We start from the raw sequence: 26,952 nt of genomic DNA on the forward strand, positions 1-26,952 counted from the left end.
GTATTAAGATAACGAATTGGAATATACATCTTAAAAATATTAATAAACTGGTACGCTTTAGTTTCTTTCAGAGGTCTGTTGAGATTTGTTATTAAACGTTGCTTTTTGAAGAATTGTTACTTATCTTTACCAATCGTGGAACGATAAGACCCAATTTTTAGGTCTTATCGTTCCACAAAAGGTAATATGGCAGACAGCGTTTATATATCAGAAAACCTCACTAAACCCCAACTCGAGTTCTTGAAGTTGCTGGATGACTATGAAATTCAGCTATTCAAATTTACCGAAATCGAACAGTTATTGGGGCAAAAGTTTGACAACTTAAGTGAAATCCTAGAAAATCTGGTAGACAAGGAACTGCTTGTACGGATTGAGAAGGGCAAATTTTGCAAACAAGGTTTTAGGGATGAATATGTCATAGGGACTTTCATCGCAGACAACAGTGCTGTTGGGTATTGGTCTGCACTCAATTTACATGGGTTGACGGAACAGTTTTCTAATACTGTCTTTATTCAAACTACACATAAAAAATATGACAAATCAATTCTAGGTACTTCTTATAAATTCGTCAAGATTGCGCCCAATAAAAAACTGGGTATCATACACAATGGTTATGGTAATCTTCAGTACCCGATCACTGATATAGAAAAAACAATAGTAGATTGCTTTGATTTACCTCAACATTCCGGGGGCTACGCGGAACTGATCAGAGCCGTCGGACAAGCGAAATTGCAATCAAATAAATTAGTCGAATATTGCCAGGCTATTAATAATATAGCGGTTACCAAACGAATTGGCTACTTGGTCGAACTTCTCCAAATCATAGGTATGGAACCTTTTATAGATTTTGCCAAGAAACAGGTAAATAATAGATACAACTTGTTTGATCCCCAGGGATTGGAAGAAGGTGAATTTGTTTCGGAATGGCGATTAAGGTTAAATATCAGCCGGGAAGAATTGTTAGACATATCCAATAAACAATACTAAATGATACTGAAAAAGGAAATAGAAAAAAAAGCGTTGGAACACGAAGTGTCCAGAAGTACCATTGACAAGGATTGGGTATTAGGTCATTTTGTCGATGCTATATTTTCGATAGATTCCTGTAGAGAAGCGTTAATATTCAAAGGAGGAACATGTTTACGAAAATGTTATATCCCGGATTATCGTTTTTCAGAAGACTTAGATTTCACATCCATCAGTCCTGATTTTCAATTGGATGAAGATTTATTGCGACAAATCATATCAATAGTACAAGAACGTACTGGTATGCAATTACATTTAGAAAAGCTCACCGATCTTCGACATAACGATATGCCAACTGGCTACGCTGCGATTGTAAAGTTTTGGGGAGCCGATCATTCGAAGGACCAAATTCCGCCAGATCCTTCCCGTTGGACGACTTCGATTAAGATTGAAATTATTTTGTACGAGAAGATGCTGTTTGAACCTAGTATGAAAACAGTGTACCATGACTATTCTGATCAGCTGAGTTCTGCAGTCAATGAAATTGTCTGTTACGATATAAGAGAAGTGTTATCTGAAAAGTTAAGAGCTCTGATTCAACGCTCCTATACAGCACCTCGAGACTATTATGATATTTGGTATTTGTCGAAATATGTTGACAATCTGCCTTGGTCAGAAATTAAACAGGCTTTTTTAGAGAAAATGGCATTTAAAGGACTCGAGTTTACGGGTGTAGATCAGCTTCTGAATGCTAAAATTGAAAACACGGTGAAACGAGCATGGAAAAATAGTTTAGGGCATCAGATCGCAAGTAGAAAGCTACCGGCTTTTGATGAAGTTAAAAAGGACTTGGAATTATTGTTTAATGAAATCTTCGAAACGAGATAATGGCATTTAATGAAAACTCACGAGTAAAGATTCCTGCCCTCCTCCACTTAATGAAGCTGGGTTACACCTATATTCCCTTAAGAGAACAAGTCCGAAGAGAAGATACCAATATTTTCGAGTCGATATTTTTAGAAAGCCTGCAGAAAATCAACCCGAACGCTCAACTAGATGAGTTAAAGAGAGTGTTGGATGAAGTTAGCTTGGAACTCGATTATGAAGATATTGGTGAGAAATTTTATCAACGATTAACGGCTACTTCCGGCATTAAGATGATTGATTTTAAAAATTTCAATAACAATAATTTTCACGTCACCACTGAATTGATCTGCAAGAATGGAGATGAAGAATTTAGACCAGACATCACCTTGCTCATCAACGGAATGCCACTCGCATTTGTAGAGGTAAAGAAACCACATAATAAAGAAGGCGTCTTGGCAGAAAGACGCCGTATCAACACGCGTTTCAAACAGAAGCATTTTAGAAAGTTTGCCAATGCGACACAATTGATGGTGTTTTCCAATAATATGGAATATGAAGATGGTATTGTAGAGCCCGTTTTTGGAACTTTCTATGCTACTTCAGCCTATGTTGATTTGAATTTCAATTATTTTCGTGAAGATGCCGATTATCCGGTAAAACAAGAATTTTTAGTACTGTCTGATGAGCTGGAAAATTTTGTTTTGAAAGATAATAATCTACTGGTCATCAAACATAGCCCGGAGTTCAAAACCAACAAGGAGGCGTATACACCTACGCACCGTATGCTCACATCTTTGTTTAGTAGAGAGCGGTTGGCTTTCCTGTTGCGTTATTCTATTGCCTATGTTCGCGAAGAAAACGGACTGCAAAAGCATATCATGCGGTACCCTCAGGTATTTGCAACCATGGCGATTGCTGCAAAATTAGAAGAAGGAAAAACGAAGGGCATCATTTGGCACACGCAGGGTTCGGGAAAAACAGCTTTGGCATTCTATAATGTAAAGCATCTTACCGACTATTACCAAAAGAAACACATCATTCCCAAGTTTTACTTTATTGTAGACCGCTTGGATTTATTGATCCAAGCCTCCAATGAATTTGCTAAACGTGGGTTGAAAGTCAATAAAGTTAATTCCCGGCAAGAGTTTGTTGAAGATTTACAGGTGGTTGGTGCCATTCATAACGATAGCGGACAGGCTGAAATCACGGTTGTTAATATTCAAAAATTCAGCGAAGACTCCACCGTTCCCGAAGATATCGGGTACGATATCAATACGCAGCGCATTTTCTTTTTAGACGAGGCGCACAGAAGCTACAATCCAAAGGGCAACTATTTAGCCAATCTGATTAATTCCGATAAAAATGCGGTGAAAATTGCGCTAACCGGTACACCACTCTTAAAAGAAGTGGCGAAAGAGTATGATTCAAAGCTACTCTTTGGAAATTATATCCATAAGTACTATTACAACCGTTCCATTGCTGATGGGTATACCCTAAGACTGATTCGTGAAGAAATTGAAGGCAGTTTCAAGATGGAGATGAAAGAAGTCATGGAGCAAATTAAAGTGCTCAGAGGTGATATCAAGACATCTGATGTCTATGCTGACCGGAGATTTGCACAAGGACTGTTAGATTATATCGCCAAAGACATTGAGGATTTTAGAGATTTTTGGAGGGATGAAGCGCTCGGCGGAATGGTGGTTTGTGATTCGTCCAAGCAGGCTAAGATGCTCTTCCAGTTATTTGAAGAAAGGTATGGCCAACAAGAGATAAATGTACAAAATTTATCGATAGCTGCTGACCCCGGAGTTCCCTATGGCGATAGACGAAAAGAAAAGCTGACTGCAGCTTTGATATTACATGATGAGAATGATAAGCAAATCCGCAAAGATTTGATCGAAGCCTTCAAAAGCAGAAAGATTGACATTCTATTCGTTTACAATATGCTGTTGACTGGGTTTGACGCCAAACGATTGAAAAAGCTGTATTTGGCTCGGGTTATCCAGGACCACAATTTATTGCAGACATTGACGCGGGTGAACCGTCCCTATAAAAACTATCAATATGGCTATGTTGTAGATTTTGCAGATATATCAAAAGCCTTCGACCGAACAAACCAGTTGTATTTTCAGGAGTTACAGGAGCAATTAGGCGATGAGATGGAAATGTATTCACATTTATTTAAATCCGAGGCCGAAATCCGCACTGAAATAAATGAAATTCAGGAAACATTATTTCATTACGACACACAGAACCAAGAAATTTTCTCCCAGCAAATAGCAGCGATACACGATAAGCATGAATTGATACGATTGGTCAAAGCACTACGTACGGCCAAGGAGCTGAAAAATATTATTGCGATAAATGGATACGAAGGTCTTGGAGAGTTAGTGAACTTTGCCGTGCTGAACCGTTTACTCTTGGAAGCACAAAGCAGATTGGATAATCTAAACTTTGTAGAAAGCCTCGAGAGTAGTGATGAAACCCGTAACCTGCTAGACGCCGCACTGGAAGATATCGTTTTCCAATTTATTAAAGTTGGGGAAGAAGAATTGCGTTTAGCTGATGAGTACAAAGACCAACTTCGTAAAACAAGAGAAGCCCTACAGCAGAATTTTGATACTGGCGATCCAGCTTTTATCAGTTTAAAAGAAGAACTGGAACGCATCTTTCGGAAAAAGAATCTTTCTGAAACAAATCAGGAAGACATGGTGGAAAATATGCAGTTACTCCGTCAAATTTATGATCAGGCAAAGGAGTTAAACCGTAAAAATGCCTTGCTACGAGCGAAGTATGACCACGATGAAAAATATGCACGTATCCATAAACGTTTAATTGAAAAAGGAAGCTTAACGGCTAAAGAAATGCAACTGCACCGTGCCCTGATACAAGTGAAGCTCGAAGTGGATGAAAAACTGGAAGGGCAAGAAGACATCCTGGAAAACCAAGCATGGTTTGACCGTTATGTTGTCAAGTTAGTTGCTCAACAGTTTGTAGTGAAAGAAAAAATGGAACTGGACGCTACAACGCGTCAAAACATCAGTAATCTAATTGGAAAAGAATATTACCAATTACGCGGAAATATATAAAACATGACACACGATATTACCTATACCACAAAAACCAAACAGCTGATTGACAGTCTGAAAAGCGTATGTGCCAATTACGGTTTGGGCAACGATGGTAATGAGTTTAAAATTATAACACAAGTCTTTCTTTATAAGTTCTTAAACGATAAATTCCGGTTCGAAGTTAAAAGACTTAGACCCGAACTGGCCGAACACAAAGAGTTTTATCAGAACCTTAAAAACCTATACGATACACAAAGTGATCAGTATGAGCTATTGATGGATTTATTGGATGAAAATGTACCTCGTATGAAACCCCATCAACTCATCTCACATTTGTACAACATCCAAAACTCCGAAGACTTTGCCAAAACATTTGATGATACATTACGGGATATCAGTATAGAGAATGCCGATGTATTTTCTATCAAATCGTTTTCGGGAGCAAAAGATAAACTATTTAACGATCTGAGCAACTACATCGAAGACTCGTCCCAAAGGGATGTCTTTTGTAAGGCATTGATCAACAAATTGTTTGAATTCAGTTTTGAAGAAAGTTTTGAAGATTATTTTACAGAAAAGTACGATTTTTTTAAAGATATTTTCGAGTATCTTATTAAAGATTACAACTCAGATTCTGGTAGTGTATATGCTGAATACTATACACCCAACGCCGTAGCGCGTATCATTGCTAACATATTAGTAAAAGGTGATGTGAAAAAAGCCCGCTGTTATGATCCTAGTGTGGGATCGGGGTCTTTATTGATGTCCTTAGCTCACAACATTGGCGAAGACCGATGCACCATTTATTCGGAAGACATCTCGCAGAAGTCGAGTACGTTGATGCGTTTGAATTTGATTTTAAATAATTTGACGCATAGCATTCCGAATGTCATTAGGACTAATACTATGGCAGAACCTTACTATCTGGAAAAGCAAAAATTTGACTATATTGTTTCTAACCCACCCTTTAAATTGGATTTCTCAGATTTTAGAGAAAATTTAGACACAGATCGTTTCAAAGAACGTTTTTTTGCGGGTATTCCGAAGGTAAAACCGAAAGATCCTAAAAAGATGGAAATCTATTTGCTATTTATCCAACATATTATGTACAGTTTGAATGATGTCGGTAAGGCAGCCATTGTTGTACCCACAGGATTTATTACAGCACAAAGTGGGATTGAAAAGAAAATACGTGAAAGATTGATTGACAAAGGTTGGTTACTCGGTGTGATCAGTATGCCAAGCAATATCTTTGCCAGTACCGGTACCAATGTGTCGGTTTTGTTTATCGATAAGCAAGCCGGCAAAGAACAGATCGTGTTAATGGATGCGAGTAAATTGGGCGAGACGATAAAAGAAGGAAAGAATCAACGTACAGTACTTGCCCCGGAAGAAGAGACAAACATAGTCAACACTTTTCATAATAAAAATGCAATAGAAGATCTAAGCGTGATTGTCAATGCCGATGAGATCAAGGGGAAAAACTATAGCTTCTCAGCTGGCCAATATTTTGAAGTAAAGATTGAGTATGTAGATATCACGCCAGAGCAATTTCAGCTTAAGATGAACGGCTTTACAAAAAATTTAGACCGATTATTTTCTGAATCTGCCCTTTTGGAAAAGGAAATTAAAAAGCAACTGGGAGGCTTAAAATATGATTAATTGGAACCAAACTTCAATCGGAGAATTTATAAATTTTAACCCTTCTGAAAGTTTACCTAAAGGTGTGGAAGCAAAAAAAGTCCCAATGGAAAGATTGGGCACTTTTGAGAGAAAAATAAAAGGTTTCGAATTATCTCCTTACAACTCTGGACCAAAATTTAAAAATGGGGATACATTGGTGGCGAAAATTACACCTTGTTTGGAAAATGGAAAAACCGCGTACGTCGATATTTTAAATGAAGGCGAAATAGCTTTTGGCTCATCCGAATTTATAGTATTACGAGAAAATGAGAAATCTGACTCTAAATTTATATACTACTTAGCAAGAAGTCCTCTATTTAGAGAACGTGCTATAAGTTGTATGGAAGGAACTTCTGGAAGAAAAAGGGTAAACGAGGGTGCTCTAAAAAGACAGGAAATTTTAGTTCCAAACGTATTAACCCAAAAAAAAATAGCATCTGTTCTTTCCGCATTAGACGATAAGATTGAGCTTAACAATAGAATAAATACAGAGTTAGAGCAAATGAGTAAAACTCTGTATGATTATTGGTTTGTACAATTTGATTTTCCGAATGAGGCCGGTAAACCTTATAAATCTTCAGGCGGTAAAATGGTATATAACAATGTCTTGAAAAGGGAGATCCCAGAGGGGTGGGATCACGAAAAGATAGCAGATTTAGGTACAATAATAGGAGGCAGTACGCCCTCAAAATTGACAAAGAGTAATTTCGCGCCCAAAGGGATGCCCTGGATTACCCCAAAAGATTTATCGGTAAATATTGGTAAGAAATTTATCACGAGAGGTGAAATAGATGTCACGGAATTGGGGATGAAAGAAGCTTCTTTAAAAATACTACCTGCTGGTTCAGTATTAATGTCTTCAAGAGCTCCAGTGGGTTACCTTTCCATAAATAGAGTTGACTGTACTACTAATCAGGGTTTTAAATCGATAGTTTGCGATAAAACGTATTCGTGCGAATATGTGTATTATGTTTTAAATAGGTATATGCCAGTTATTGAAGCAAATGCTACAGGTTCTACTTTTAAAGAGATATCGGCATCTGTTTTTAAATCAATCAATATTTTAAAGCCGAATCATCAAATTGTAGAGATGTTTATTAAAGTTATCAAACCAATTTTTGACAATCAAAATAATCTGGAGCAGCAAAATCAAGAACTTGCTCAGCTCCGGGATTGGTTATTGCCTATGCTCATGAATGGTCAGGTGAAAGTTGGTGACAATTACAATATAGAAAGTGATGCTGTTTCAATTGCTGCAGAACCAGACGTAAGTTATGGTAGCACTGAGCCATTAGATATCCCTACCAACAAAAAAGGATTTGCACGGCAAGTTTTGGCTGGAAAAGTCGTGTCAGTATTTAAGGATGATCCAAATTTTTCCAATATCAAATTTCAAAAAGTCCAGTTCTTGGCTGAACATATCATCGAGGCAGACTTGAACCAGAATTATTACTACCAGGCTGCAGGTCCGTATGATAACGCTTTTATGAAATCGATAAACGGACATTTCAAAACACAGAAATGGTTTGACTCGCAAAATCAACGCTTCGTAACTTTGACAAAAGAGGAGAAAATCGAGGGATATTATCAAGGTTATTTTGCACGGGGACAGGATCGATTGGATAGATTATTTAATTTGCTTTATCGAACAACAGAAGCAGAAGCAGAGATAATCGCAACCATGTATGCCGTGTGGAACAACAGAATTATTCAAGGAACGTCAATAACTGATAATGAATTGATTGAAGACTTTTATCAGTGGAGCGATCGGAAACAGCAATATACTAAAGATCAAATATTGGTTGGGTTAAACTGGTTAAGAGATAATAATTTGGAGCCAAAAGGGTTTGGAAATTTGATAAAGAAAGCTAAAAATACAAAATAAATATAATGACTTTACACGAAGCGATACAAACAGTATTAAACGAAAATAATCGTCCTATGCGGGCGAAAGAAATTGCTTCAGCAATAAATAGCAATGGATATTATTTGCGTGGTGATAGAGAGCCCCTAAAGGTTAATCAAATATACGCTCGTGTAAAAAATTACCCATCTCTTTTCCAGAATGTAAATGGACATATTGTCCTCGTGCATGATTACTCTTGGAAAAATATATTGACAAGCTATGATTACCTAACTCATGTCCTAAGGGGTATATTTATTCAAGCTGACGTACAGTTTATTATTGCTGTCTTGTTTTATTACAAAAGGTTGGTAGATATTAATCACCGTTCGGGCCGTAATTATCCATTGGCCTTTGACAAGCACTTATTAAATTCTTTAGACGGGCTCATCGATGGTGGTCGATCACTAATAAATGGGCTTCATTCTTTGGAAGATTATCGCATTGCGCCCGAAGGAGTCTTCGAGGAATGTTCTCGTTTGCTTTCAAAACTTGACAAATCAAAAATTCAAGAAATATGGTCTGTGGTCAGCCAAATAGATACAAAACATTTAAGTGATGATGAGTTCGGTAACATATATGAATATTTAATCACTATAGTATCTTTAGATGGTAATAAATCATCTCTCAACCATACGCCGTATAGTTTGCGAGAATTAATGGTCGAGTTGTTAGATGTAAAAAATGGGGCATCACTATATGATCCTGTAGCTGGAATAGGCGGCCTACTTATTGAAGCCTCACTTAAAGCATATGATGGTTTTTATGCTTATGGATCAGAAATTAACAGACGTATAGCTCAACTGGGCAATATGAATCTTGCAATGCACGGTTTAAATGTGCGCATTGAGGCTGAAGATTGTTTCGGTCAAATAAATAACCAAAAAGAATTCGATTATATCATAGCTGACTTACCCGCAAACGGTATTACAAATTCTTTGGAGTACTTTGAACTTTATAGCCAATATAATCTTCCTGCTCCTAAATCAGGAAAAAGTTTTGGGGCAATGGTGTTATTTGCTTTGTCTAAATTGAAAGGTACTGGTAAAGCAGTGTTAACAGTATCTGATGGATTTCTAGTAAAAAAAGGGATAGAACAAAGAATAAGAGAATTATTAATCGAAAACGATGTTATAGAAACAGTGATTAGCCTTCCGTATGGTACGTTGCGCCCCTACACTGATTCTAAGTCTTCAATACTTATCCTTAACAAAAACAAGGCTGGACAACTACGTAATCGTATCCACTTTATAACAGCCAATATTAGCGATCAGACCACAAAATCTGTGATTTTGGATAATGACGAAATTATTCGCTTATATCTTGAAAAAGAAACTTTTGATAAGAATGGGCAGTTAGTAGATCTTGAGGATCTAAGACCAGATGCAAATTTACTGGCAGAATCTTATGACACACAGTTTTTACTAGCCAATTCAATGCTTAAAGAAGGGAAAGCAAAGTTTTTGACTGATCTGGTGGATGTAAAAGCTGGTGTTAGTCCCGAAAAAGCTGCTGTTTCTGCGGATGGAGATATTCCATTGATTAAGGTAGAGAGGTTATCCAAAGATATTTTAGATAATAATCTAAATATTCAAAATATCGACGGTATAAATGATTCCATTCGATATGGACGAAATATTGTATCTGAGGAATGTATATTAGTAGCTCGTATAGGTGACAACTTAAAGGCAACAATTTTTAAGCCTACAAATGAAACTCCGAGAATTTTACCTCATAACAACGTGTACGTACTTATTCCAAATAATAGAATAGAATTAAGTATTGAGTACTTGTATTATCAACTTCACTCTACTTTCATTCAAGATCAAATCGAAAAACGCAAGTTAGGCGCGGTAATGCCTTATATCAGTATAGCGGGCCTGAAAGAAACTGTTATACCCTATATGACTTTAGATGCACAGAATGAGTTTGTACAATCCCAAAAAGCCAATCTAATATCAGAAGAGAGAAAACGCGTTGAAGATCGTATTAAAGCATTAGGGTATAAAGAGGAAACCAAACAGGCAGAGGCGGATGTTATTAAAACACTAACACATCAGTTAAGGCCAACTTTTTCAGGATTAAATGGCATTACCCAACGTATAGAACGAATTGTAAGAAGAGAAGATATTGGCCGATTAAAAGAATATGACAAAATTGAATTGGATGTTGATCCGGAAATTGAGCAACAAATAACTGTTCCTGATAATTATACATTAAATCAGTTAATAGACAAGCTTTCTAAAGAAACGCAGCATTTAAACGATATCCTCACCAATGTTGATAAGGTAATGAGTTTTAAATTGTTGCCAGAAGACCTCACGGAAGCTAATATACTAGATTTTCTACAAGACTATAAAAATCAAAAGGCTGTTGAACAAAACGCTAAGTATAGTATAGAAGTTAAAGGCGATCCAGTTACAGTTCTTATACACAAACCTTCTTTCAAAGAATTGTTGGATCAATTACTTATTAATGCAGAAAGACATGCATTTAGTAACCAAAGTAAAACCAACAAGATTATTTTTACCGTTCGTTATTCAAGCAGGAGAAACGTCGTTTCAATAGAGTACTCTAACAACGGAAATGCTTACGATTTAACCCAAAAAGATTTTATAACAGCGTTTGAGAAAGGAAACAAAAGTAAGGGTTCAGGGATTGGAGGAAATTATATCAGTAGAGTTGTTGAAGCACACAAAGGAAAGCTTATTATAGAAGAAAAAAATAAAAAAGGCTTCTCATTAACCATAGAATTACCAACACCAAATAGCAAAATTCATGAATAGTATTATCATAGTTGACGACGATCAGGATTTTATAAAGGACTTTACAAATCAGGCATTTGCAAAAGGTATAACCGTTGCCCCTGCTAATAGTCTGGAAGGATTGCAAAAACTATTGCCCCAGTATGTACATAGATACGCAGCTGTTGTTTTAGACATCAAATGTCTTCTGAAGGACGACCAAGCGAAAGAAGACTCCTCTTTTATTGGTAGCGCTTTAACGTACTTAAATTCCACTACTCCTGGTTTTCCTCGATTCATTTTAACCGGTGACGAATCCGAGTTTGATTCTTTAAAAAGGTACCATGCTGACGAAAATATGTTTATTAAAAAACCGGATGATCAAGAAAGACTTTTATATGAACTTTTATATTGTATTCAAAATGCTGATCTATTAAAGATCAAACGAGAATATAACGTGGTTTTTGATATTTTCGAATCAGGAAAAATGAACGACCTCGCAGAACAAATGCTTCTTAAAATATTGAAAGAAGGTTTGATTGAAAAGAATTTTAGAAACTTCAAGGGTGTTTTGGCTGATGTAAGGAGTTTTCAAGAAACAATTTACAAATCCATTAATATCAGGAATAAAGCTGTGGTTCCTGATAATATGTTTAGGCCTAACGGAATGATCAAGTTTAATGAACTAATGAAACATCTTTCGGGAGGAGTCACACCACCTACAATGCCACTTAGACCTGTATACCAAGTACCTACGGTATTCTATCTGTCCAATACATTGTACTGGTCTAGTGGAGAATATATCCATGAAGATCCAAATAGAAGTTATTTTATTAGCGAATTCACAATTAAATCCCTCATAAATAATCTATTAGAGCTAATTATTTGGTCTAACCAATATTAGTGTCGTATGAGGAGATATTTTTTTAGGTTAGTTTAGATGTCAGAAGTCAAAACTCACAATGAATAAAGGTCGAGCTAGTCGTATTGTCAATTGTTGGAACCTCTAAATCTATAGCATGCGGTAGTGTAAATCAAACTGCATCCAGCAGGCGTTAGATTTTTATGAACTTAAACATCCGGAAGCCCTTGGTGTCTCCGGATGTTTCGAAAGGAATCCGCCATCCATCCCATGGCAGTTTTCATCTGTATAAAATCGATGAATACTTCGCCTGAATTAGTATCTCCGCCATACCGAAATGTTGTGCCATATGGATCAAACATATCGAAAGTCATAACAATATTTGTAAACCAGTCGGGACAGTCTTGGTCATATTTTTCTTTAATCCTTTTCTTAAATTTTTCAAATAGCGTTTTTAGATTATGAGTTTGCTTAGATGAGCCAAACACAGACTTTAGGTATAGCTCTGTTGCATGGCGGTAATTGTATACAGCTGGACAAAACAAATCCCATGGTGCTTCATTCTTGAGAGCAGCACCTATTAATTCATCTCCAGCTAGTTTGTAAGATTTTGCAAGGTAAAATGTATCACTAAACTCTGATAATCCGCCAAACAATACACCGTGCTTCCACGATTCATCAATTTTATCGTGGTAATCGAAAACAAATGGGCTTATTTTTAAGATTAGGTCATCTATCAACTGATCATCAAAATGATCATGAGAGTTTAACCCCATTTTAATATACTCAAAATCTGGTTGACCTTCCCAATAATAATAAATGTGAGCCATTACCCTAATGTCATCTAATTCAAAGTAACGTTGCTTACCTTTTATTGGATTTGCTTCAATGCTCAAGTATTCGGAAAAAGTTTGTACCCATATTTTGACGGTCGAAGTATTCACCTTAAAAAGCTTAGCTAAATAGGACACTGAAAATTTAATCTTTGATATTGAACTATTCATTACTGTATATTTACGTCAAGGGCAGCCTAAGCTTGATCCGTCCTGCATAGGATGCTTTTTTATGTCAATCGACAGAATAAAAACATAATATTCAATAATTTCGGTTTCTAGATTAATTACCGCGTAAACTAAAGGTACAATAATTTTTATACTTACTACTTTGAGGAGTAAATGTAAACCCATAATAGGACGAGTCAATTGAGCAAGCGGAAGTTGGGCAAGCCCTACTTTTTAAGCCTTCATGCTACGCAATTGGGCTTTTGAGCATCCTCCGGGGATGCTTTTCTGTTTTCATTGCGTACAAACCAACTTTTCGGAATTCCCCTAGAAATTCCCTGCGACAGTTTAAAGGCAATCCTATCTAAAATCTAAACAGGTTCTTTTGTTAATGCTGATTTCCTTAGTTTTATTTTCCCTTTCCTGAATGCCCTTTAAATAAAGCACTGTGTATTTAAACGAAATAAGATATGGAAATCAGAGTAGTGACGATGGAAGACCTTCGTCAGCTCAAGATGGAGCTGATCGAAGAGATGAAGGAAATTTTCAACCTTAATGCAAAAAATAGCAACGACAGGGTATGGCTAAAGAGTGTAGAGGTCAGGCAACTATTAAAGATATCGCCGGGAACCCTTCAGAATCTGCGCATCAGGGGACTTTTGCCCTATCGCAAGATCGGAGGGAGTCTTTACTATCACAGGAACGATATCGGCTCCATGATGGAAAGGAGCAACAGCGATGGCTAATAGTTCCCAGGCTAATAATGAAGGTTCTTTTGAAGGGATTTTTGAAAGGATAATGAATGACCATAATCTGCTGACTTCACAGTTAGGTCTGATCATGGCACTCTATTATTATTCTCACTCGAGCAACCTAAGCCTCCCATTTCAGGTGAGCCGGAGAAAACTGATGGCATTCTCCAAGATAAGGTCCATATCGACCTACCATAGGTGCGTAAAGACCCTTGTAAGACTTGGATATATAGATTATGTCCCCTCTTACCATCCATTGCTGGCCAGTAATTTTCGATTCTTAATACCCTAGAACTATGGAAGGAAAGATAGAGAAAAACAGATCGGTAAAGTTCAGCCTGCAGGTGGATACAAAGCTTGATAATTTGGCAAGGAAGCTCGGAAGGACAAAGCGGGCTCTAGTGATCCAAATGATCGACTATTTCTTCAGTACAAAGAAAGATCCAGCTGATATCAACGACCATGCGCTTAGAAATCAGCTGTCCCAGGGGATCAATAGGATATTGTCCTTCATCAAGCAGCAGGAAAAAGACCTGCTAGTGCCCAATTTCAACCTTTCCAGCGAAGTGATGAAACTCTTGCACAATCAGGTTTGCGAATCTGCGCAGCATTCCCAAGCATTGCACGATTTATCCATCCTACTAAAAGGTATGAACCGAACACTTGATTCCCTTAACAGACAATTGGATTCCGAAAAAATAAAGAAATCGGTATTGATTACAAATGCTGTTAATTTAGTTAGCAGCTTTTTGAAAGAAAGGGATGCCATTGGTTGGAGCCTGAATTCGGCCAAGAAGGATGAGCTCTATAAAAAGCTTATCTCCGATATCTATAAGCTCTAATCATGTTCATTAACATTTCTAAATCCGAGACGGGCAGCCATACTGGAAGCTGCGGGGCACTGGTCAACTATCTGGAAAAGGAGAACAAACTCGTTAAAAACCTTTCCGATTCGGAAAAATGGTTCAATGGGCATTCAGATGAGATCCTTCCGCATGAGGTCAGGATGGCGATCGATGCCAACATTGCCAAACTGTCCAGGAATGACGGTAAGTTCTATCTGATCAACATCAATCCGAGCCAAAAGGAGATCGCCTTTCTATTGGAACGCTTTGGTGAGCCGGGGGCCAAGCTCCAACTTAAGGAGTTTGCCGTCAAAATGATGGATGCCTATGCCAGGAACTTTCAGCGAGATGGGGTTAATAGGCATTCTGACCTGCTGTGGTTTGCCAAATGGGAGAAGAACCGCTATTATGGTCATCAGGACAAAGCGGTAATCGGAGGAGAGAAAATGCGAGGTGAGCTCAAGGAAGGCCATCAGTTTCACATTCAGATCATCGTCAGCAGGAAGGATATCACCAACAGGATCAAGCTTAGTCCTCAGAATACTTCTAGGGGAAGAAACAAAGTTCATTCCCAGAAGCTCGGACAGTTCGACCGAAAGGCGTTCAAGGAATCGGGAGAGTTTATATTTGATAGGATGTTTTCTTATGACCGGGGATTGAAGGAAACCTTCCAGTTTTCCAATAGCGTAAAGAATGGTAGTTTGCAGGAACGCAGACGGATTGATCACATCTTGCAGTTTTCTAAAGTCGGGGATGAACTTGGAACTGACCGATTTCGGGAATTGCTTTCCAGTAAATCCGCTAGTATGGAACTAATTTCAAATCTGCTTTCCCGTGATGCAGTCCAACCCGAGGGAATGGAAAGATTATTCCGAAGAAAGCGAAAAAGACGCAAAGGGAAACGACTAGGCAGGTCGTAGATCTTTTATTCATTCAATCCATGATAGGGATCAAAGTTCGGACACCGGCCTTCGGGGCGGGACAAGAAATTCCGACATAAACACATCCCCTTCCCACGCCACCATCCTTTATTTCGTTGCTTCTTGCCCTTGCTCGGCCAGGTCCGGTGCGTGCTCCATAATCATTTCTTGAAACTAAAAAAAGAACATTATGGAAAGCAGAAAAAAAAGAAACCTTCTGTACAGGGTTGCAGAGGTTCAGCTGAGTTACAGCAATCGGATTCCCAGCTCAAAGATGCCCGTGGTAACCTCTTCGAGCGAGGCCTACAGCGTGATCATGGACAGCTGGCAAAGTGAGAGCTTGGAGCTTTTCGAACGCTTCAGGGTACTGCTGATGAATACGGGCAACCGCGTGATGGGCGTTTATGATGCTTCCAGTGGCGGGATATCGGGAACCGTGGTCGATATCAGGTTATTGATGGTCACGGCGCTGAAGGCGATTGCTACAGGTATCATCGTCTTTCACAACCACCCATCTGGAAATCTCAAACCCAGTACGGAGGACAGGAAGCTGACCCAAAAGATCCATGAGGCAGCAAATTATTTGGACATCAAGCTGCACGATCACCTGATCGTGGGCAGGGAAGGATATCTTTCCTTTCGGGATGAAGGGCTTTTATAGCCCTTTTTTTGGTCTTTTGGGTTTTATTCCAGATCCGGATTTCCATCAATCAGTTCTGTGCATTTCTGTAGAAATTGTGCTGTCCTAGCTTCATAACGATAGACCTCCTCCCAGTCCTGGTCCGTACATCCCATCAAGCGTTCTTCCGTATTGGAATTGGCCAGATTATCGAAGAGTTTAATTTCTTCCTGAGAGGACCTAGGAAAGATATTATTGGGAAATTGCCAAAGGCTCGAGCAGAGTTCATAAAGAAACTTCATATCAAGGTTATAGGGTATAAAATCGAAAAAGTATGCAAATAACCCAAGGCAGGACTGTCCGATGGCCTGTTGGTAAAGCAGGATCTTGATATGGACCTCTTCGGAATTCTCCAGACTGTTTGCTGCATTGAAAAAGGTTTGGAAGTTCTGCCTACACCGATACCAGTTTTTTTTGCAGCTTGTCTTCTGAGCTTCGGACATAGTTCCTTTTTTGGGATGGATATAAAGTTGGGAAAATAACTTATTGTTTTTATTTGTTGGGTTTAGTCCAAAAAGAATTTTATGGATGAGCGGACTGTTCGTGTCGAGCAGCTGCTGGATCTCTGAAGTGCTGTAATTTAGGATCAATATTTTGATCTGAAACCGTTCCTTTATATCCCTTGTCAGCTGCTCTATTCGATCCCTAATGGGTTGATCGGTGATCAACAGGATATCCAGATTCCTAGAAAGGGAGGTTTCTTGTAAGCCTTGAAAGTTAATACCCTGCATCGCAAAGGTTCGGCTCCGTGCTCCGAAGATCTGGATATATTTGTCCTGCTGTATTTCTTGATCCAGGTATTCCAGTACGGGATTGATCCCTTCCATTATCTGTTGATCTGGAATTTTAATCGCAACCATGTTGTCCGTTTCGTTAACAAGTAAGTATTTACGCCTGAAATCCGTTGTGAACTTAATGGTCAGGGTATCAAATAATTCGCTCAGCGCTTTCATCTTCTGCTCGATCTTTTCAAGGGTTTCCAGATTGACCCGGAAATCATCTTCGTACCTAGTTGCCCGGTAGATATCTTCCAGGTTATTTAAAAGATGATCGTCATCCCATTGATCGGCATCAAATACAGGTTTGCCGTAGGGATATATTTTATATAGGGTGCCCTGATGGCACCTGATGGAATGGGTGGTCTTGTCCTTTCCCATCAGAATGATCTCCAGGTTCCTATAGGTCAGTTCCAATACCTGATGGATCATAAAGGCTGCCATAGCATAGTTTGATCTGGCTTTGAAGTGAAAATAACCGTCCCTGAATTCATCTATCTTTTGAGCTTCCCTTTCTTGGAGCTTTTGGAAGAGATCAAAGCACTCCATTGGATCGAAGTCATTTGGAATTGCAAATAATTTGGAGTCGGTTTTTTGATAGACCAGGTTTTCGGGCTGGCAAGTGCTAAAAAGGAATAGGTTCCCCTTTTTGATTTTCTCCCTGGCCTGGAAAGCGACAAAGCATCTGATGTGATAGGTATGAAAGCTCTTAATACTTGTGACCATCTTCGGGGTAATTTCACCAATTATTTTGACATACTTATTCGATACCAAAAGGACAAGCTCTATATGTTCTGTTGATCCATGGAAGTCACTCCGATAGATGCATTCGATCAGGAAGTTAGAGGTCAGGATCTGGATCACCTCGTGCAACTTTTCATCTTTGTTCAATTCTTTGGAAATCATAGTTTTAGTAGATTTATATCTCATCCAATAATGAGATCTTTTGAGGATTTCTGTGTTTATTAAACCACCATTGAACCCATTTTTGGTTAAAAATATGGTATCCTGCATAAAAGACATCGCTCTCGCTAGCTTCGATGTCCAAGCTGAATGATCTGGAAAAGTAGGCTCTGTTAATTTCCAATTCTGCCAGCATCTGCTTGATCTCTTTTCTGTCGTAGTCACTTTTTTCCGTTCGGCAAGAGAGAAAGAACCTGTCGGCCAAATCCCTCTGTTTCTTTGTGGCATCGCTTTTATAACCGAAGGCAAAGCTGTCCAGGTATTCTTGGATGATCTTCTCAGGAGTTAGACCGAGTATGGCACAGAGGTACCTAATATTGGCATGAACCAGAATGGAATACTTTTTACTGCGTGAAGAGTAGCGTTTATCGATCTCATGGTATTTACTGCAGACCTGTTCCATGGAAAGGAACTTTTTTCGTAATCTTTTCATATGGCTGTTGTTTTAGAAATATGAAGTTCAGCACACTGGCTCTACTATGCAATTCCATATCTGCATAAATTATCCTGGAAAGTGCATATGTTATCCGTGAAATATTCCTTAAATTCGTGCTAGGGTCGATCGAAAGGTCGAACTTTAACAAATTGACATCGAATTATGGAAAGGACACAACATATCCACGAAGGAAGAAATATCAAAAGGTTCAGGGAAATGCTTGGCATGAAGCAGGAAGCTCTTGCTTTTGAACTGGGCGAAGACTGGACTCAGAAGAAAGTCTCACAGTTGGAAGCTAAAGAAAAGATTGAAACGGATATTTTAGAACAAGTGGCCAAAATCTTGAAGGTACCAGCGGAGGCTATCCAAAACTTTGATGTTGACCAGGCTGTAAATATAATTTCCAATACATTCAATGATCAATCAAACGGATATAATTACTATCCCAATTTTCATTTCAATCCTGTTGATAAAATGATCGAACTATACGAACGGATGTTACAGCAACAAAAGGAAATGATTGATAAACTTGAGAAACTATTGAGTTCTAAAAACTAATATTAAAACTACCTTATTTAAAGTATCCCTGGTGAATTTCAACCAGGGATACTTCTTTTAATCAAATCCTTATTAAAATCAATATGCAAAAGTCAAATGATGTTAAGTTTAGTGACAAGATCTTCCATATCCTTACTAATCCTATTATCCAAAAGCTTTGCATAATGTTGGGTTGTGCGAATATCAAGATGGCCAAGCATTTTTGATACCGTTTCTATCGGAACTCCATTTGAAAGTGTAATGGTAGTTGCAAATGTATGCCTAGCAATATGGAAGGTCAGTTCTTTTGTTATTCCACAGAGATCAGCAATTTCTTTCAGATAGCTATTCATTTTCTGATTGCTCAATATGGGCAATAATTGCCCAGTAGATTCACAAGGTGGATAATCCTTATAGGCCCCTAATATTTCTAGCGCTTTTGGAAGAATCGGAATAGAAGAAAGAGTATTAGTCTTTTGTCTGTTGATCTTTATCCAAAATCTATTGTCAATCCCTACCTCAATATTTCGTTTGGTTAATTTTGAAACATCCGCATATGATAATCCCGTATAACAGCAGAACACAAAAATATCCCTAACATGCTGGAGCCTCAGAATATCAAGTTTCTTGTTTTCGATCCTTGTCAGTTCGTCTCTGTTCAGATAGGATTTCTCTTTTGGCTTGGCATTTGTCTTATAAAACTTGAACGGATTTTTGGCAATCCACCCATGGGCCAGGCAAAGATTAATAATCTTTCTCAGATGCTTCATGTATTTGGCAGCTGAGATATCAGAGCATCCTTTTTCAGATCGAAGATAATATTCATAGCCTACCACAAAAGAATGGCCAATTCTGGGAAGTTCAATATCTGCAGTTGAAAATTGCTTTGTAATATAGCTTTCTAAATGCGAATAGGTCGTCCTGTATCCCTTTAAGGTATTTTCCCGAAACCCATTACCCAACAAGGATTCCATTTTAAGATTATGGTCTTTTAGAACCGATAATAACGTTCTTTGGATTTCTTCCTTCCCTGTAATTTTTGATTTAAGAATTTCAATGGTAGGGATTTCTCCCATTTTCAAGATTTCAAGGTGGATGGCGGCAACTTTTAGATTCAATGTTTCCAAATAGCTGTTTAAAGTTTTGATTTCTTCGGTATTACCTTTCGATCGATTTGCTTTGGAATTCCATCGACTGGGGTCACAATTCTTTCCTGTGGAGATTTCACATACCGATCCATCGATCGTAATTCTCATGTAAATGGGCTTAGCTCCACTTACATAATTCTTTGGTTTCTTCAAGTAGAAGAGCAAGGAATAATTTGTACTCATGATCTAACATTTAAAATGTGTAACAAAATTAGCCTTGCAGCAAAAACACATCAAGATGTTCGATTATAGAACATGTTGTAAATCAGTTGTTTGAATACGTTTCAGTGAGTACTTCAATCAAATTTGATGACTCACCGAATGACTCACTAAAAGATTGTGAATTTCTGAACATTTTGACCTGCCTTAAAAACAAAAAAGCCTGCAAACGTTCAATTTGCAAGCTTTTGTATGTTTTGATCTTCGATCTGGTAGCCCGTAGTGGCACCGGCCAGATTGTCAAAGAGCTTGATTTCTTCGAAGGATGACCTGGGAAAGATGCCGCCAGGAAACTGCCAGAAGCTCGAGCAGAGTTCATACAGGAATTTCAAGTCAAGGTTGTATAATTACTACCCAAATTTTCAATTCAATCTTATTGAAAAGATGATTGAACTATACAAAAGGATGTTACAGCAACAAAAGGAAATGATTGATAAGCTCGAGAAGTTATTGAGCTCAAAAGACTAAAATTACTTATCATATAATGAAGTTTTTATTATTCCAATACAGATGAGCAATTATTTAAAAGATTCAACTTATTCACTGATAATGGAAATAATATCTTAATCTACAACATGAATATTAAATCTGAATTATATAGGTAATTCTGTTTTATTTGGCAATGCACCTAATTAAATCATCATTAGTTGTCTTGAGATTTAGGTAATTAAATAAGTAGCTCCTCTTGCGGAATTTAAAAAATTTTGGCTATAAACCACAGGACTTCAAAAATGAGTCTTTATAGCTTGAAGAAATTGGCAACTCTTTCCCCGAAATAAAAATTCTGTTACCCTCAATATGGCTGATTTTATATTTGTTGACAATAAATGATCTATGGATCTTTAAAAAATAATTTGGTAGAATTTCTTCAAATGATGATAATGTAGACATTGGTATCAATAAATTATCCATCATATGGATCCTTGTATAATTTCCATAGGCTTCTAAAAAATGTATATTCATATAATCGACATTAAAGATCTTACCTTCGCTCTTGATAAATACTGGATCTAGTCTTTGATTTATTGTTATTTCCTTTGAAGTTGCATTTTTTAAATTTAGACCTATTAATTCTATTGCCTTATCTACAGAAATAATAAACCTTTCGAAAGAAAATGGTTTCATCAAATAATCACATGCTGAGAGTTCAAAAGCATCAAATGCATATTCTTTATAGGCGGTCGTGAAAATTACAAGAGGGGGATTATTAACGGTCTGAAGAAATGATATTCCGGACAATTTTGGCATATTAATATCCAAAAACATCACATCGACAGGATTCTGTTTCAATAATAATTTTGCTTCGATAGCATTTTCACAGGAACCAACAATTTCCAATACTGGATATTGCTCAATATATTTTTCTATGATCTGTCGTGCTATGGGTTCATCATCAACTATCAAACATTTTAATTTATTCATCTGTCTACTCTTAAATGAAGTACAACCTTAAATTTAGAATCTTCGTTAAGTATTTTTAAGTCATGCCTTTTTGGATAAAGTGCTAAAAGCCTCTTTTTAACATTGTTTAAACCAAATCCCGAAGATCTTTTATCTATCATCGATTCATTCTCATCAAAACTATTTTCCGAAGAGAACATAATCTGATTTTCCCACACCTTCAATACGATATTTATATTAATCTCTCTTGAAATACTTTCCTTAGAATATTTGAAAGCGTTTTCAATGAAAACCAGCAAAAGTAATGGTGCTATAACAATATTATCGTCAAATTGGTCATCAAGAGTGCAATTCAACCTTAACCTTCCACCTATCCTTATTTTTTCAAATTCTACATAGTTTTTTATGTATTGAATTTCATCTTTAAGAGGAACGAATAATTCATTGGCTTCATATACCGAATACCTCAATAAATCAGAAAGTTTTAGCAATAAATCAGGAACCTTTTTCGGATCATTAATTGACAAACCATACAAATTGTTCAGAGTATTGAACAGAAAATGAGGGCTAAGTTGGGATTGTAATAATTGAAGCTCACTCTTACTTTGTATTGCAAGGGCATTTGCCCTATTAATCTTTAAAAAGAATACTTGCGAAATGAAATTCAAAAGTGCTCCTGTAGATAAGCAAAGTACTATAAACAACATCCAAAAAAGCAAAAGGTTAAGGGCGGGCTTTCCTGCAAATTGGACATCTGCATGGACAAATAGGCCAACAAAACAGAAAACAACCATTGCCCCCATTATCCACATTGCATTATTTATGCTTCGGTCCATTAAATTCTTCTTTAAGGAAGAAAAGAACCACCCCATGTAGACCAAAAGAAAGAAGACTAGAGTTAAGGCAAAGCCTAATTCTTCTCCCGGAGTTGAGTGCATTACCAACTGTAGGTAGAACATGGTTGCCCAAAACATTGGAACAGATGCAAGGATGGTAAATATGGTCAGAATTAATTTTCCGTTCATATCTAACTGGATTCCTAAGATTGATATTTTCCTGTCTATTTCCATATTATCTTTTAAACGAAAATGTCAATAAAATTTAAATTTTAGAAAATCAAATGTCCAACTCGCTATATCGACTGCCGGAATGATTCTTACAGGTGTCCAAATATTTTATCATCAAATATATGCTTTCTGCCATCAATAAATAATATCCTATCATTTTAATTCTTTGTTCCCTAACCGTTTATTGAGATTTAAGAAAAAAATACAAATCATGGAAAGGATCAGAAGTTATTTTATACAGTCATTTTTTTTATTGCTCTTGCTCATCAATATTGCAGAAGCTCAGATAACAAATAAAAATGTTTTTGGAACTATTGTAGATTCAACCTCAAATTTGCCATTACCCAATTTGACGATAACATTGATAGATTCAGAGGATTCTGTTATTTTAAAAACATCCAGTGATTTAAATGGAAAATTTGACATCCCTCTCCAAAAATCTAATACAAAAGTCGTCCAAATAGAGGGTGTAAATTATCATACAAAGCGTAGGTTTCTAAACCAAGAAGACAAAGGTCTTAACATTTGGTTAGGAACGATAAAAATGAGTCCAATTCAAAATAATATTGAGGAAGTCAAAATAATCGGAAAGAAACCACTCGTTAGTCAGTCAAATGGTAAATTGATTTATAACCTCGATGCAGATCCCTATAGTAAATCCAGTAATCTCCTTGAAATCATGCGAAAAGTTCCTTTGCTTAGCGTGGACGGAAATGAGAATATCCAGCTAAATGGAAGTGGGAATTACAGAATTTTTATCGACGGTAAGCCCTCTGGATTGATAGAGTCAAATCCTAAAAATATCCTAAGGAGCATTCCATCTTCAACAATAAACAGTATTGAAATCATTACAAATCCACCTGCTAAATTTGATGCAGAAGGGTTAGCGGGAGTAATCAATATCGTCACTAAAAGACAGAATCTCAATGGTTATCAGGGATCACTCAATATAGGTTACAGAAAACCATTAGGTGGTCCAACAATAGGTAGTAACCTCGCAATAAAATATGGAAAGTTCGGATTTACAGTCATATCTGGAATTAATAGGTATGAAGATCCAATTTCCTATTCAAGCCTCACTAGGGAATCCATATTGGCAAAAGGTAGCAAATTGAATCAAATGGGTCATAAATCTTCCCATAACAAGACGGGGTATGCAGGAATTGACATAAATTTTTCGCCAGATTCATTAAATCTGTTTTCGTCACAATTTAGCTGGAATGCTAACAATAATTCAGCAATTTCATCACTGTTTTCTGTAGAAGTTGATTCCTTAACAGTTTTGCAGGATTATAGAATGCAAAATAATAGATATTCAACTATTAAAAATCTAGAAGCCTCTTTAAATTATCAAAGATCCTTTAAAAATGACAAGAGTAAATTGCTGACCTTATCTTATAGATTTCTAAACAATAAAGGAATTCTATCTTCAAATTCAAACATTATAACCGAGGGTTTGAAAGAGAATATAAATCTAGATCAGGAGAATCTGGAGAGTCTCACAGAAAACTCATTTCAAATTGATTATGTTCAAACCTTTGGGATTGTCAATGGAAATTTGGGAAGTAAAATCATATTAAGGAGTAATAACAGTAACTTTCAAATTTCAGAAACCCAACCTGAGAGTAACCAACCAATCGGAAGTAATAGTCACTTAAGCATATTCAATAACGAGCAAAAAGTAGTTTCGTTTTACAATTCTTACGAATCAAACTATAAAAGTTGGTACTTTAGGGCTGGCTTGAGATTAGAAAATACATTAATTGATTTTGATAATTCAAAAATTCTCGAGACAACTAGGCAGTCTTATTGGAATTTTGTTCCCAATTTAGCAGTAACGCTTAAACTTAATGATTTCAATAGTATAAGCTTGGATTTTAATAGAAGAGTACAACGTCCTGCAATTTATCAGATGAATCCTTTTGTTGAGAGAATTTCTCTAAATACTGAAAAATCAGGAAATCCTACTTTACGACCGATTTCAAGAGATCTTTATCAAATTAGTTATTTGATGAATAAAAAAATCGTATTCAATATAGGAGTTGGATTTATGGCTTTTGATAACGTAATAAGCGAATTTACTACTTTTGACTCTGAAAGAAATGTGTCAGTAACCTCATTTGAAAATTTCACATCAGGTCGAGTACTAAAATCAAACATCTATTTATCTTATCAAGTGAACAAATCCTTAGGCATGACGCTAAATGCAGATTTAAGAAGGGTTGTATTTAACGTCAAGGACAATCTTATAAAAAACAAGAATGAAGGAAACATGGCCTATGTTAACGTTTCAGCGAATTACCGATTAAATCCAGGATGGCGTTTCATAGCCGATTTGACTGTTAATACAGGAGGCGTTTCAGGAGCACAGACAAGAACTAATGGTTTTGTCGGAAATAACCTAACTTTAACAAAGGAATTTTTTAACGGCAATATGGATATATCTTTTACTGCCGAGAACTTATTTTCCAAAAAAAGAATTATTAGAGAAAATATTTTTTCGAATGATTTCCTCCAATCTACGACCAACCAAGTGTTTTATAGAAACTTTGGAATCACACTTAACTATAGAATTGGAAAATTAAACAAAACAATAGATAAAAATAAAAAAGGAATTGTAAACGATGATCTTCAGTAAATAAGATTTACAAATTAAATTATCCATTCTTACCAATTGAGATGATTTAAAGGTCATGACCTATCGAGTTTTGTAATAAGACATTCCATATCCATGCTAATTCTATTATCTAACAATTTAGCATAATGCTGGGTGGTGCGAATATCAAGGTGCCCGAGCATTTTTGAAACGGTTTCTATCGGAACTCCATTCGAAAGTGTAACCGTGGTGGCAAATGTATGCCTGGCAATATGGAAAGTTAGTTCTTTAGTTATTCCACACAGGTCTGCAATCTCTTTCAAATAGCTGTTCATCTTCTGATTGCTCAAAATAGGCAGCATTAGACCTTTAGATTCACAAGGTGGATAATCCTTATAGGCCTCTAATATTTCTAGCGCTTTTGGAAGAATCGGAATAGAGGATAACGTGTTCGTTTTTTGTCTGTTTATTTTTATCCAAAATTTATTATCAATGCCCACCTCAATATTATCCCTGCACAATTTTGACACATCTGCATAGGAAAGTCCGGTATAACAGCAGAACACAAAAATATCCCTAACATGTTGAAGCCTTAGAATATTAAGCTTTTTGTTTTCGATTCGTGTTAGCTCGTCTTTGTTCAGATAGGATTTCTCCTTGGGCTTGGCATTCATCTTATAAAACTTGAAAGGATTGGACGTAATCCACCCATGAGCTAAGCATAGATTAACGATCTTTCTTAGATGCTTAATGTATTTGGCAGCCGAGATATCAGAGCATCCTTTTTCAGATCGAAGATAATATTCATAACCTACCACGAAAGAATGGTCAATTTTATGAAGTTCAATGTCAGCAGTTGAAAATTGCTTTCCAATATAGCTTTCTAAATGCGAATAGGTCGTCCTGTAGCCCTTTAAAGTATTCTCCCGAAATCCATTACCCAGCAAAGATTCCATTTTAAGGTTATGGTCTTTTAGGACCGACAATAATGTCCTTTGACTTTCTGTCTTTCCTGTAATTTTTGATTTAAGAAGTTCAATGGTAGGCATTTCTCCCATTTTCAAGATTTCAAGGTGGATGGTGGCAACTTTCAGATTCAATGTTTCCAAATAGCTGTTTAAAGTCTTGACTTCTTCGGTATTGCCTTTCGATCGATTTGCTTTGGAATTCCATCGACTTGGGTCACAATTCTTTCCTGTGGAGATCTCACATACTGATCCATCGATTGTAATTCTCATGTAAATGGGCTTAGCTCCACTTACATAATTCTTTGGTTTCTTCAAGTAGAAGAGCAAGGAATAATTTGTACTCATGATTTAACATTTAAAATGTGTAACAAAATTAGCCTTGCAGCAAAAACACATCAAGATGTTCGATTATAGAACATGTTGTGAATCAGGGATCAGTTTCAAAACCTGTGGACTAAGCAAATAATTTGGTTAACCTGAACAGGAAGAAATTGATGTCACCTACACCTCTAAACTGGCTTCTGAAAGCCTTTATCTTTGCATTGAAA

At 36.9% G+C, this 26,952-nt stretch carries 21 protein-coding genes; 14 read left to right on the forward strand and 7 right to left on the reverse strand.

From position 1 onward, the window contains the following. Positions 1-186: 186 nt before the first annotated feature. From E0Y80_RS12115 to E0Y80_RS12145, 7 genes are read left to right on the forward strand one after another with little or no spacing between them, the layout of a single operon-like run. A complete protein-coding gene (locus tag E0Y80_RS12115) occupies positions 187-987 on the forward strand; it encodes a type IV toxin-antitoxin system AbiEi family antitoxin domain-containing protein (protein WP_099369292.1) in 801 nt (266 codons plus the stop codon). Next, a complete protein-coding gene (locus tag E0Y80_RS12120) occupies positions 988-1,854 on the forward strand; it encodes a nucleotidyl transferase AbiEii/AbiGii toxin family protein (RefSeq protein ID WP_099369291.1) in 867 nt (288 codons plus the stop codon). It abuts the gene before it with no gap. Then, positions 1,854-4,922 carry a type I restriction endonuclease subunit R gene (locus E0Y80_RS12125; protein WP_156307933.1) on the forward strand — a complete coding sequence of 1,023 codons (3,069 nt, stop codon included), beginning with the start codon at positions 1,854-1,856 and terminating at the stop codon, positions 4,920-4,922. The genes E0Y80_RS12120 and E0Y80_RS12125 overlap by 1 nt, the downstream gene beginning before the upstream one ends. Before the next feature lie 3 nt (positions 4,923-4,925). Further along, positions 4,926-6,566, forward strand: a complete 1,641-nt coding sequence (locus E0Y80_RS12130) for an HsdM family class I SAM-dependent methyltransferase (RefSeq protein ID WP_156307934.1) — start codon at positions 4,926-4,928, stop codon at positions 6,564-6,566. Then, positions 6,559-8,472, forward strand: a complete 1,914-nt coding sequence (locus E0Y80_RS12135; RefSeq protein ID WP_156307935.1) for a restriction endonuclease subunit S — start codon at positions 6,559-6,561, stop codon at positions 8,470-8,472. Before E0Y80_RS12130 ends, E0Y80_RS12135 begins: the two co-directional genes overlap by 8 nt. A gap of 5 nt (positions 8,473-8,477) precedes the next feature. Then, on the forward strand, positions 8,478-11,276 hold the full coding sequence (locus E0Y80_RS12140; RefSeq protein ID WP_156307936.1) for an N-6 DNA methylase: 2,799 nt from the start codon (positions 8,478-8,480) through the stop codon (positions 11,274-11,276). Next, positions 11,269-12,138: a DNA-binding transcriptional response regulator gene (locus E0Y80_RS12145; RefSeq protein WP_156307937.1), complete on the forward strand. Its 870-nt coding sequence runs from the start codon at positions 11,269-11,271 to the stop codon at positions 12,136-12,138. The genes E0Y80_RS12140 and E0Y80_RS12145 overlap by 8 nt, the downstream gene beginning before the upstream one ends. Positions 12,139-12,305: 167 nt before the next feature. Here the strand turns inward: E0Y80_RS12145 and E0Y80_RS12150 are convergent, their stop codons facing one another. Next, positions 12,306-13,100 (reverse strand): MerR family transcriptional regulator, encoded by a 795-nt coding sequence (locus E0Y80_RS12150; protein WP_156307938.1) that lies wholly within the window; start codon positions 13,098-13,100, stop codon positions 12,306-12,308. 467 nt (positions 13,101-13,567) lie between these two features. Here E0Y80_RS12150 and E0Y80_RS12155 point away from each other — a divergent pair, with 467 nt between their 5' ends. The 5 genes from E0Y80_RS12155 (at position 13,568) to E0Y80_RS12175 (ending at position 16,275) form a co-directional block, all read left to right on the forward strand. Next, on the forward strand, positions 13,568-13,843 hold the full coding sequence (locus E0Y80_RS12155; protein WP_156307939.1) for a helix-turn-helix domain-containing protein: 276 nt from the start codon (positions 13,568-13,570) through the stop codon (positions 13,841-13,843). Further along, positions 13,836-14,141 carry a hypothetical protein gene (locus tag E0Y80_RS12160; RefSeq protein WP_156307940.1) on the forward strand — a complete coding sequence of 102 codons (306 nt, stop codon included), beginning with the start codon at positions 13,836-13,838 and terminating at the stop codon, positions 14,139-14,141. The genes E0Y80_RS12155 and E0Y80_RS12160 overlap by 8 nt, the downstream gene beginning before the upstream one ends. Positions 14,142-14,145: 4 nt before the next feature. Next, positions 14,146-14,691: a BfmA/BtgA family mobilization protein gene (locus E0Y80_RS12165; RefSeq protein WP_156307941.1), complete on the forward strand. Its 546-nt coding sequence runs from the start codon at positions 14,146-14,148 to the stop codon at positions 14,689-14,691. Between the two features lie 2 nt (positions 14,692-14,693). Then, complete coding sequence (locus tag E0Y80_RS12170; protein ID WP_156307942.1) at positions 14,694-15,614, forward strand: DUF5712 family protein; 921 nt, start codon at positions 14,694-14,696, stop codon at positions 15,612-15,614. A 190-nt stretch (positions 15,615-15,804) separates the two neighbouring features. Beyond that, a complete protein-coding gene (locus E0Y80_RS12175) occupies positions 15,805-16,275 on the forward strand; it encodes a JAB domain-containing protein (protein ID WP_156307943.1) in 471 nt (156 codons plus the stop codon). A 23-nt stretch (positions 16,276-16,298) separates the two neighbouring features. Here the strand turns inward: E0Y80_RS12175 and E0Y80_RS12180 are convergent, their stop codons facing one another. Both E0Y80_RS12180 and E0Y80_RS12185 read right to left on the reverse strand, forming a co-directional pair. Next, positions 16,299-17,999: a HEPN domain-containing protein gene (locus tag E0Y80_RS12180; RefSeq protein WP_156307944.1), complete on the reverse strand. Its 1,701-nt coding sequence runs from the start codon at positions 17,997-17,999 to the stop codon at positions 16,299-16,301. Beyond that, positions 17,989-18,465, reverse strand: coding sequence for a hypothetical protein (locus E0Y80_RS12185; protein ID WP_156307945.1), 477 nt, complete (start codon positions 18,463-18,465; stop codon positions 17,989-17,991). The genes E0Y80_RS12180 and E0Y80_RS12185 overlap by 11 nt, the downstream gene beginning before the upstream one ends. Before the next feature lie 165 nt (positions 18,466-18,630). Between E0Y80_RS12185 and E0Y80_RS12190 the strand changes: the two genes are divergently transcribed. Beyond that, positions 18,631-19,026 (forward strand): helix-turn-helix domain-containing protein, encoded by a 396-nt coding sequence (locus E0Y80_RS12190; protein ID WP_156307946.1) that lies wholly within the window; start codon positions 18,631-18,633, stop codon positions 19,024-19,026. A gap of 92 nt (positions 19,027-19,118) precedes the next feature. Here E0Y80_RS12190 and E0Y80_RS12195 read toward each other — a convergent pair whose 3' ends face one another. From E0Y80_RS12195 to E0Y80_RS12205, 3 genes are all read right to left on the reverse strand, one after another. Next, positions 19,119-20,336, reverse strand: coding sequence for a site-specific integrase (locus E0Y80_RS12195; protein ID WP_156307947.1), 1,218 nt, complete (start codon positions 20,334-20,336; stop codon positions 19,119-19,121). A gap of 744 nt (positions 20,337-21,080) precedes the next feature. Next, entirely contained in the window at positions 21,081-21,794 is a 714-nt protein-coding gene (locus tag E0Y80_RS12200; protein WP_156307948.1) for a LytR/AlgR family response regulator transcription factor, read from the reverse strand. Next, a complete protein-coding gene (locus E0Y80_RS12205; protein ID WP_156307949.1) occupies positions 21,791-22,843 on the reverse strand; it encodes a sensor histidine kinase in 1,053 nt (350 codons plus the stop codon). The genes E0Y80_RS12200 and E0Y80_RS12205 overlap by 4 nt, the downstream gene beginning before the upstream one ends. Before the next feature lie 208 nt (positions 22,844-23,051). Between E0Y80_RS12205 and E0Y80_RS12210 the strand changes: the two genes are divergently transcribed. Continuing rightward, complete coding sequence (locus tag E0Y80_RS12210) at positions 23,052-25,478, forward strand: outer membrane beta-barrel protein (protein ID WP_156307950.1); 2,427 nt, start codon at positions 23,052-23,054, stop codon at positions 25,476-25,478. Positions 25,479-25,531: 53 nt separating this feature from the next. Here E0Y80_RS12210 and E0Y80_RS12215 read toward each other — a convergent pair whose 3' ends face one another. Beyond that, positions 25,532-26,749: a site-specific integrase gene (locus E0Y80_RS12215; RefSeq protein ID WP_156307951.1), complete on the reverse strand. Its 1,218-nt coding sequence runs from the start codon at positions 26,747-26,749 to the stop codon at positions 25,532-25,534. Between the last annotated feature and the right edge of the window lie 203 nt (positions 26,750-26,952).

The sequence above is a fragment of the Sphingobacterium endophyticum genome (assembly GCF_009733535.1).
Taxonomy (GTDB): domain Bacteria; phylum Bacteroidota; class Bacteroidia; order Sphingobacteriales; family Sphingobacteriaceae; genus Sphingobacterium; species Sphingobacterium endophyticum.

What these genes read in the sequence shown, in the direction of transcription:
- E0Y80_RS12120 (WP_099369291.1), top strand. Translation starts at nt 988, where the DNA reads ATGATACTGAAAAAGGAAATAGAAAAAAAAGCGTTGGAACACGAAGTG.
- E0Y80_RS12115 (WP_099369292.1), top strand. Translation starts at nt 187, where the DNA reads ATGGCAGACAGCGTTTATATATCAGAAAACCTCACTAAACCCCAACTC.
- E0Y80_RS12125 (WP_156307933.1), top strand. Translation starts at nt 1,854, where the DNA reads ATGGCATTTAATGAAAACTCACGAGTAAAGATTCCTGCCCTCCTCCAC.
- E0Y80_RS12210 (WP_156307950.1), top strand. Translation starts at nt 23,052, where the DNA reads ATGGAAAGGATCAGAAGTTATTTTATACAGTCATTTTTTTTATTGCTC.
- E0Y80_RS12200 (WP_156307948.1), bottom strand. Translation starts at nt 21,794, where the DNA reads ATGAATAAATTAAAATGTTTGATAGTTGATGATGAACCCATAGCACGA.
- E0Y80_RS12150 (WP_156307938.1), bottom strand. Translation starts at nt 13,100, where the DNA reads ATGAATAGTTCAATATCAAAGATTAAATTTTCAGTGTCCTATTTAGCT.
- E0Y80_RS12180 (WP_156307944.1), bottom strand. Translation starts at nt 17,999, where the DNA reads ATGAGATATAAATCTACTAAAACTATGATTTCCAAAGAATTGAACAAA.
- E0Y80_RS12160 (WP_156307940.1), top strand. Translation starts at nt 13,836, where the DNA reads ATGGCTAATAGTTCCCAGGCTAATAATGAAGGTTCTTTTGAAGGGATT.
- E0Y80_RS12170 (WP_156307942.1), top strand. Translation starts at nt 14,694, where the DNA reads ATGTTCATTAACATTTCTAAATCCGAGACGGGCAGCCATACTGGAAGC.
- E0Y80_RS12185 (WP_156307945.1), bottom strand. Translation starts at nt 18,465, where the DNA reads ATGAAAAGATTACGAAAAAAGTTCCTTTCCATGGAACAGGTCTGCAGT.
- E0Y80_RS12215 (WP_156307951.1), bottom strand. Translation starts at nt 26,749, where the DNA reads ATGAGTACAAATTATTCCTTGCTCTTCTACTTGAAGAAACCAAAGAAT.
- E0Y80_RS12195 (WP_156307947.1), bottom strand. Translation starts at nt 20,336, where the DNA reads ATGAGTACAAATTATTCCTTGCTCTTCTACTTGAAGAAACCAAAGAAT.
- E0Y80_RS12140 (WP_156307936.1), top strand. Translation starts at nt 8,478, where the DNA reads ATGACTTTACACGAAGCGATACAAACAGTATTAAACGAAAATAATCGT.
- E0Y80_RS12190 (WP_156307946.1), top strand. Translation starts at nt 18,631, where the DNA reads ATGGAAAGGACACAACATATCCACGAAGGAAGAAATATCAAAAGGTTC.
- E0Y80_RS12205 (WP_156307949.1), bottom strand. Translation starts at nt 22,843, where the DNA reads ATGGAAATAGACAGGAAAATATCAATCTTAGGAATCCAGTTAGATATG.
- E0Y80_RS12145 (WP_156307937.1), top strand. Translation starts at nt 11,269, where the DNA reads ATGAATAGTATTATCATAGTTGACGACGATCAGGATTTTATAAAGGAC.
- E0Y80_RS12165 (WP_156307941.1), top strand. Translation starts at nt 14,146, where the DNA reads ATGGAAGGAAAGATAGAGAAAAACAGATCGGTAAAGTTCAGCCTGCAG.
- E0Y80_RS12130 (WP_156307934.1), top strand. Translation starts at nt 4,926, where the DNA reads ATGACACACGATATTACCTATACCACAAAAACCAAACAGCTGATTGAC.
- E0Y80_RS12135 (WP_156307935.1), top strand. Translation starts at nt 6,559, where the DNA reads ATGATTAATTGGAACCAAACTTCAATCGGAGAATTTATAAATTTTAAC.
- E0Y80_RS12155 (WP_156307939.1), top strand. Translation starts at nt 13,568, where the DNA reads ATGGAAATCAGAGTAGTGACGATGGAAGACCTTCGTCAGCTCAAGATG.
- E0Y80_RS12175 (WP_156307943.1), top strand. Translation starts at nt 15,805, where the DNA reads ATGGAAAGCAGAAAAAAAAGAAACCTTCTGTACAGGGTTGCAGAGGTT.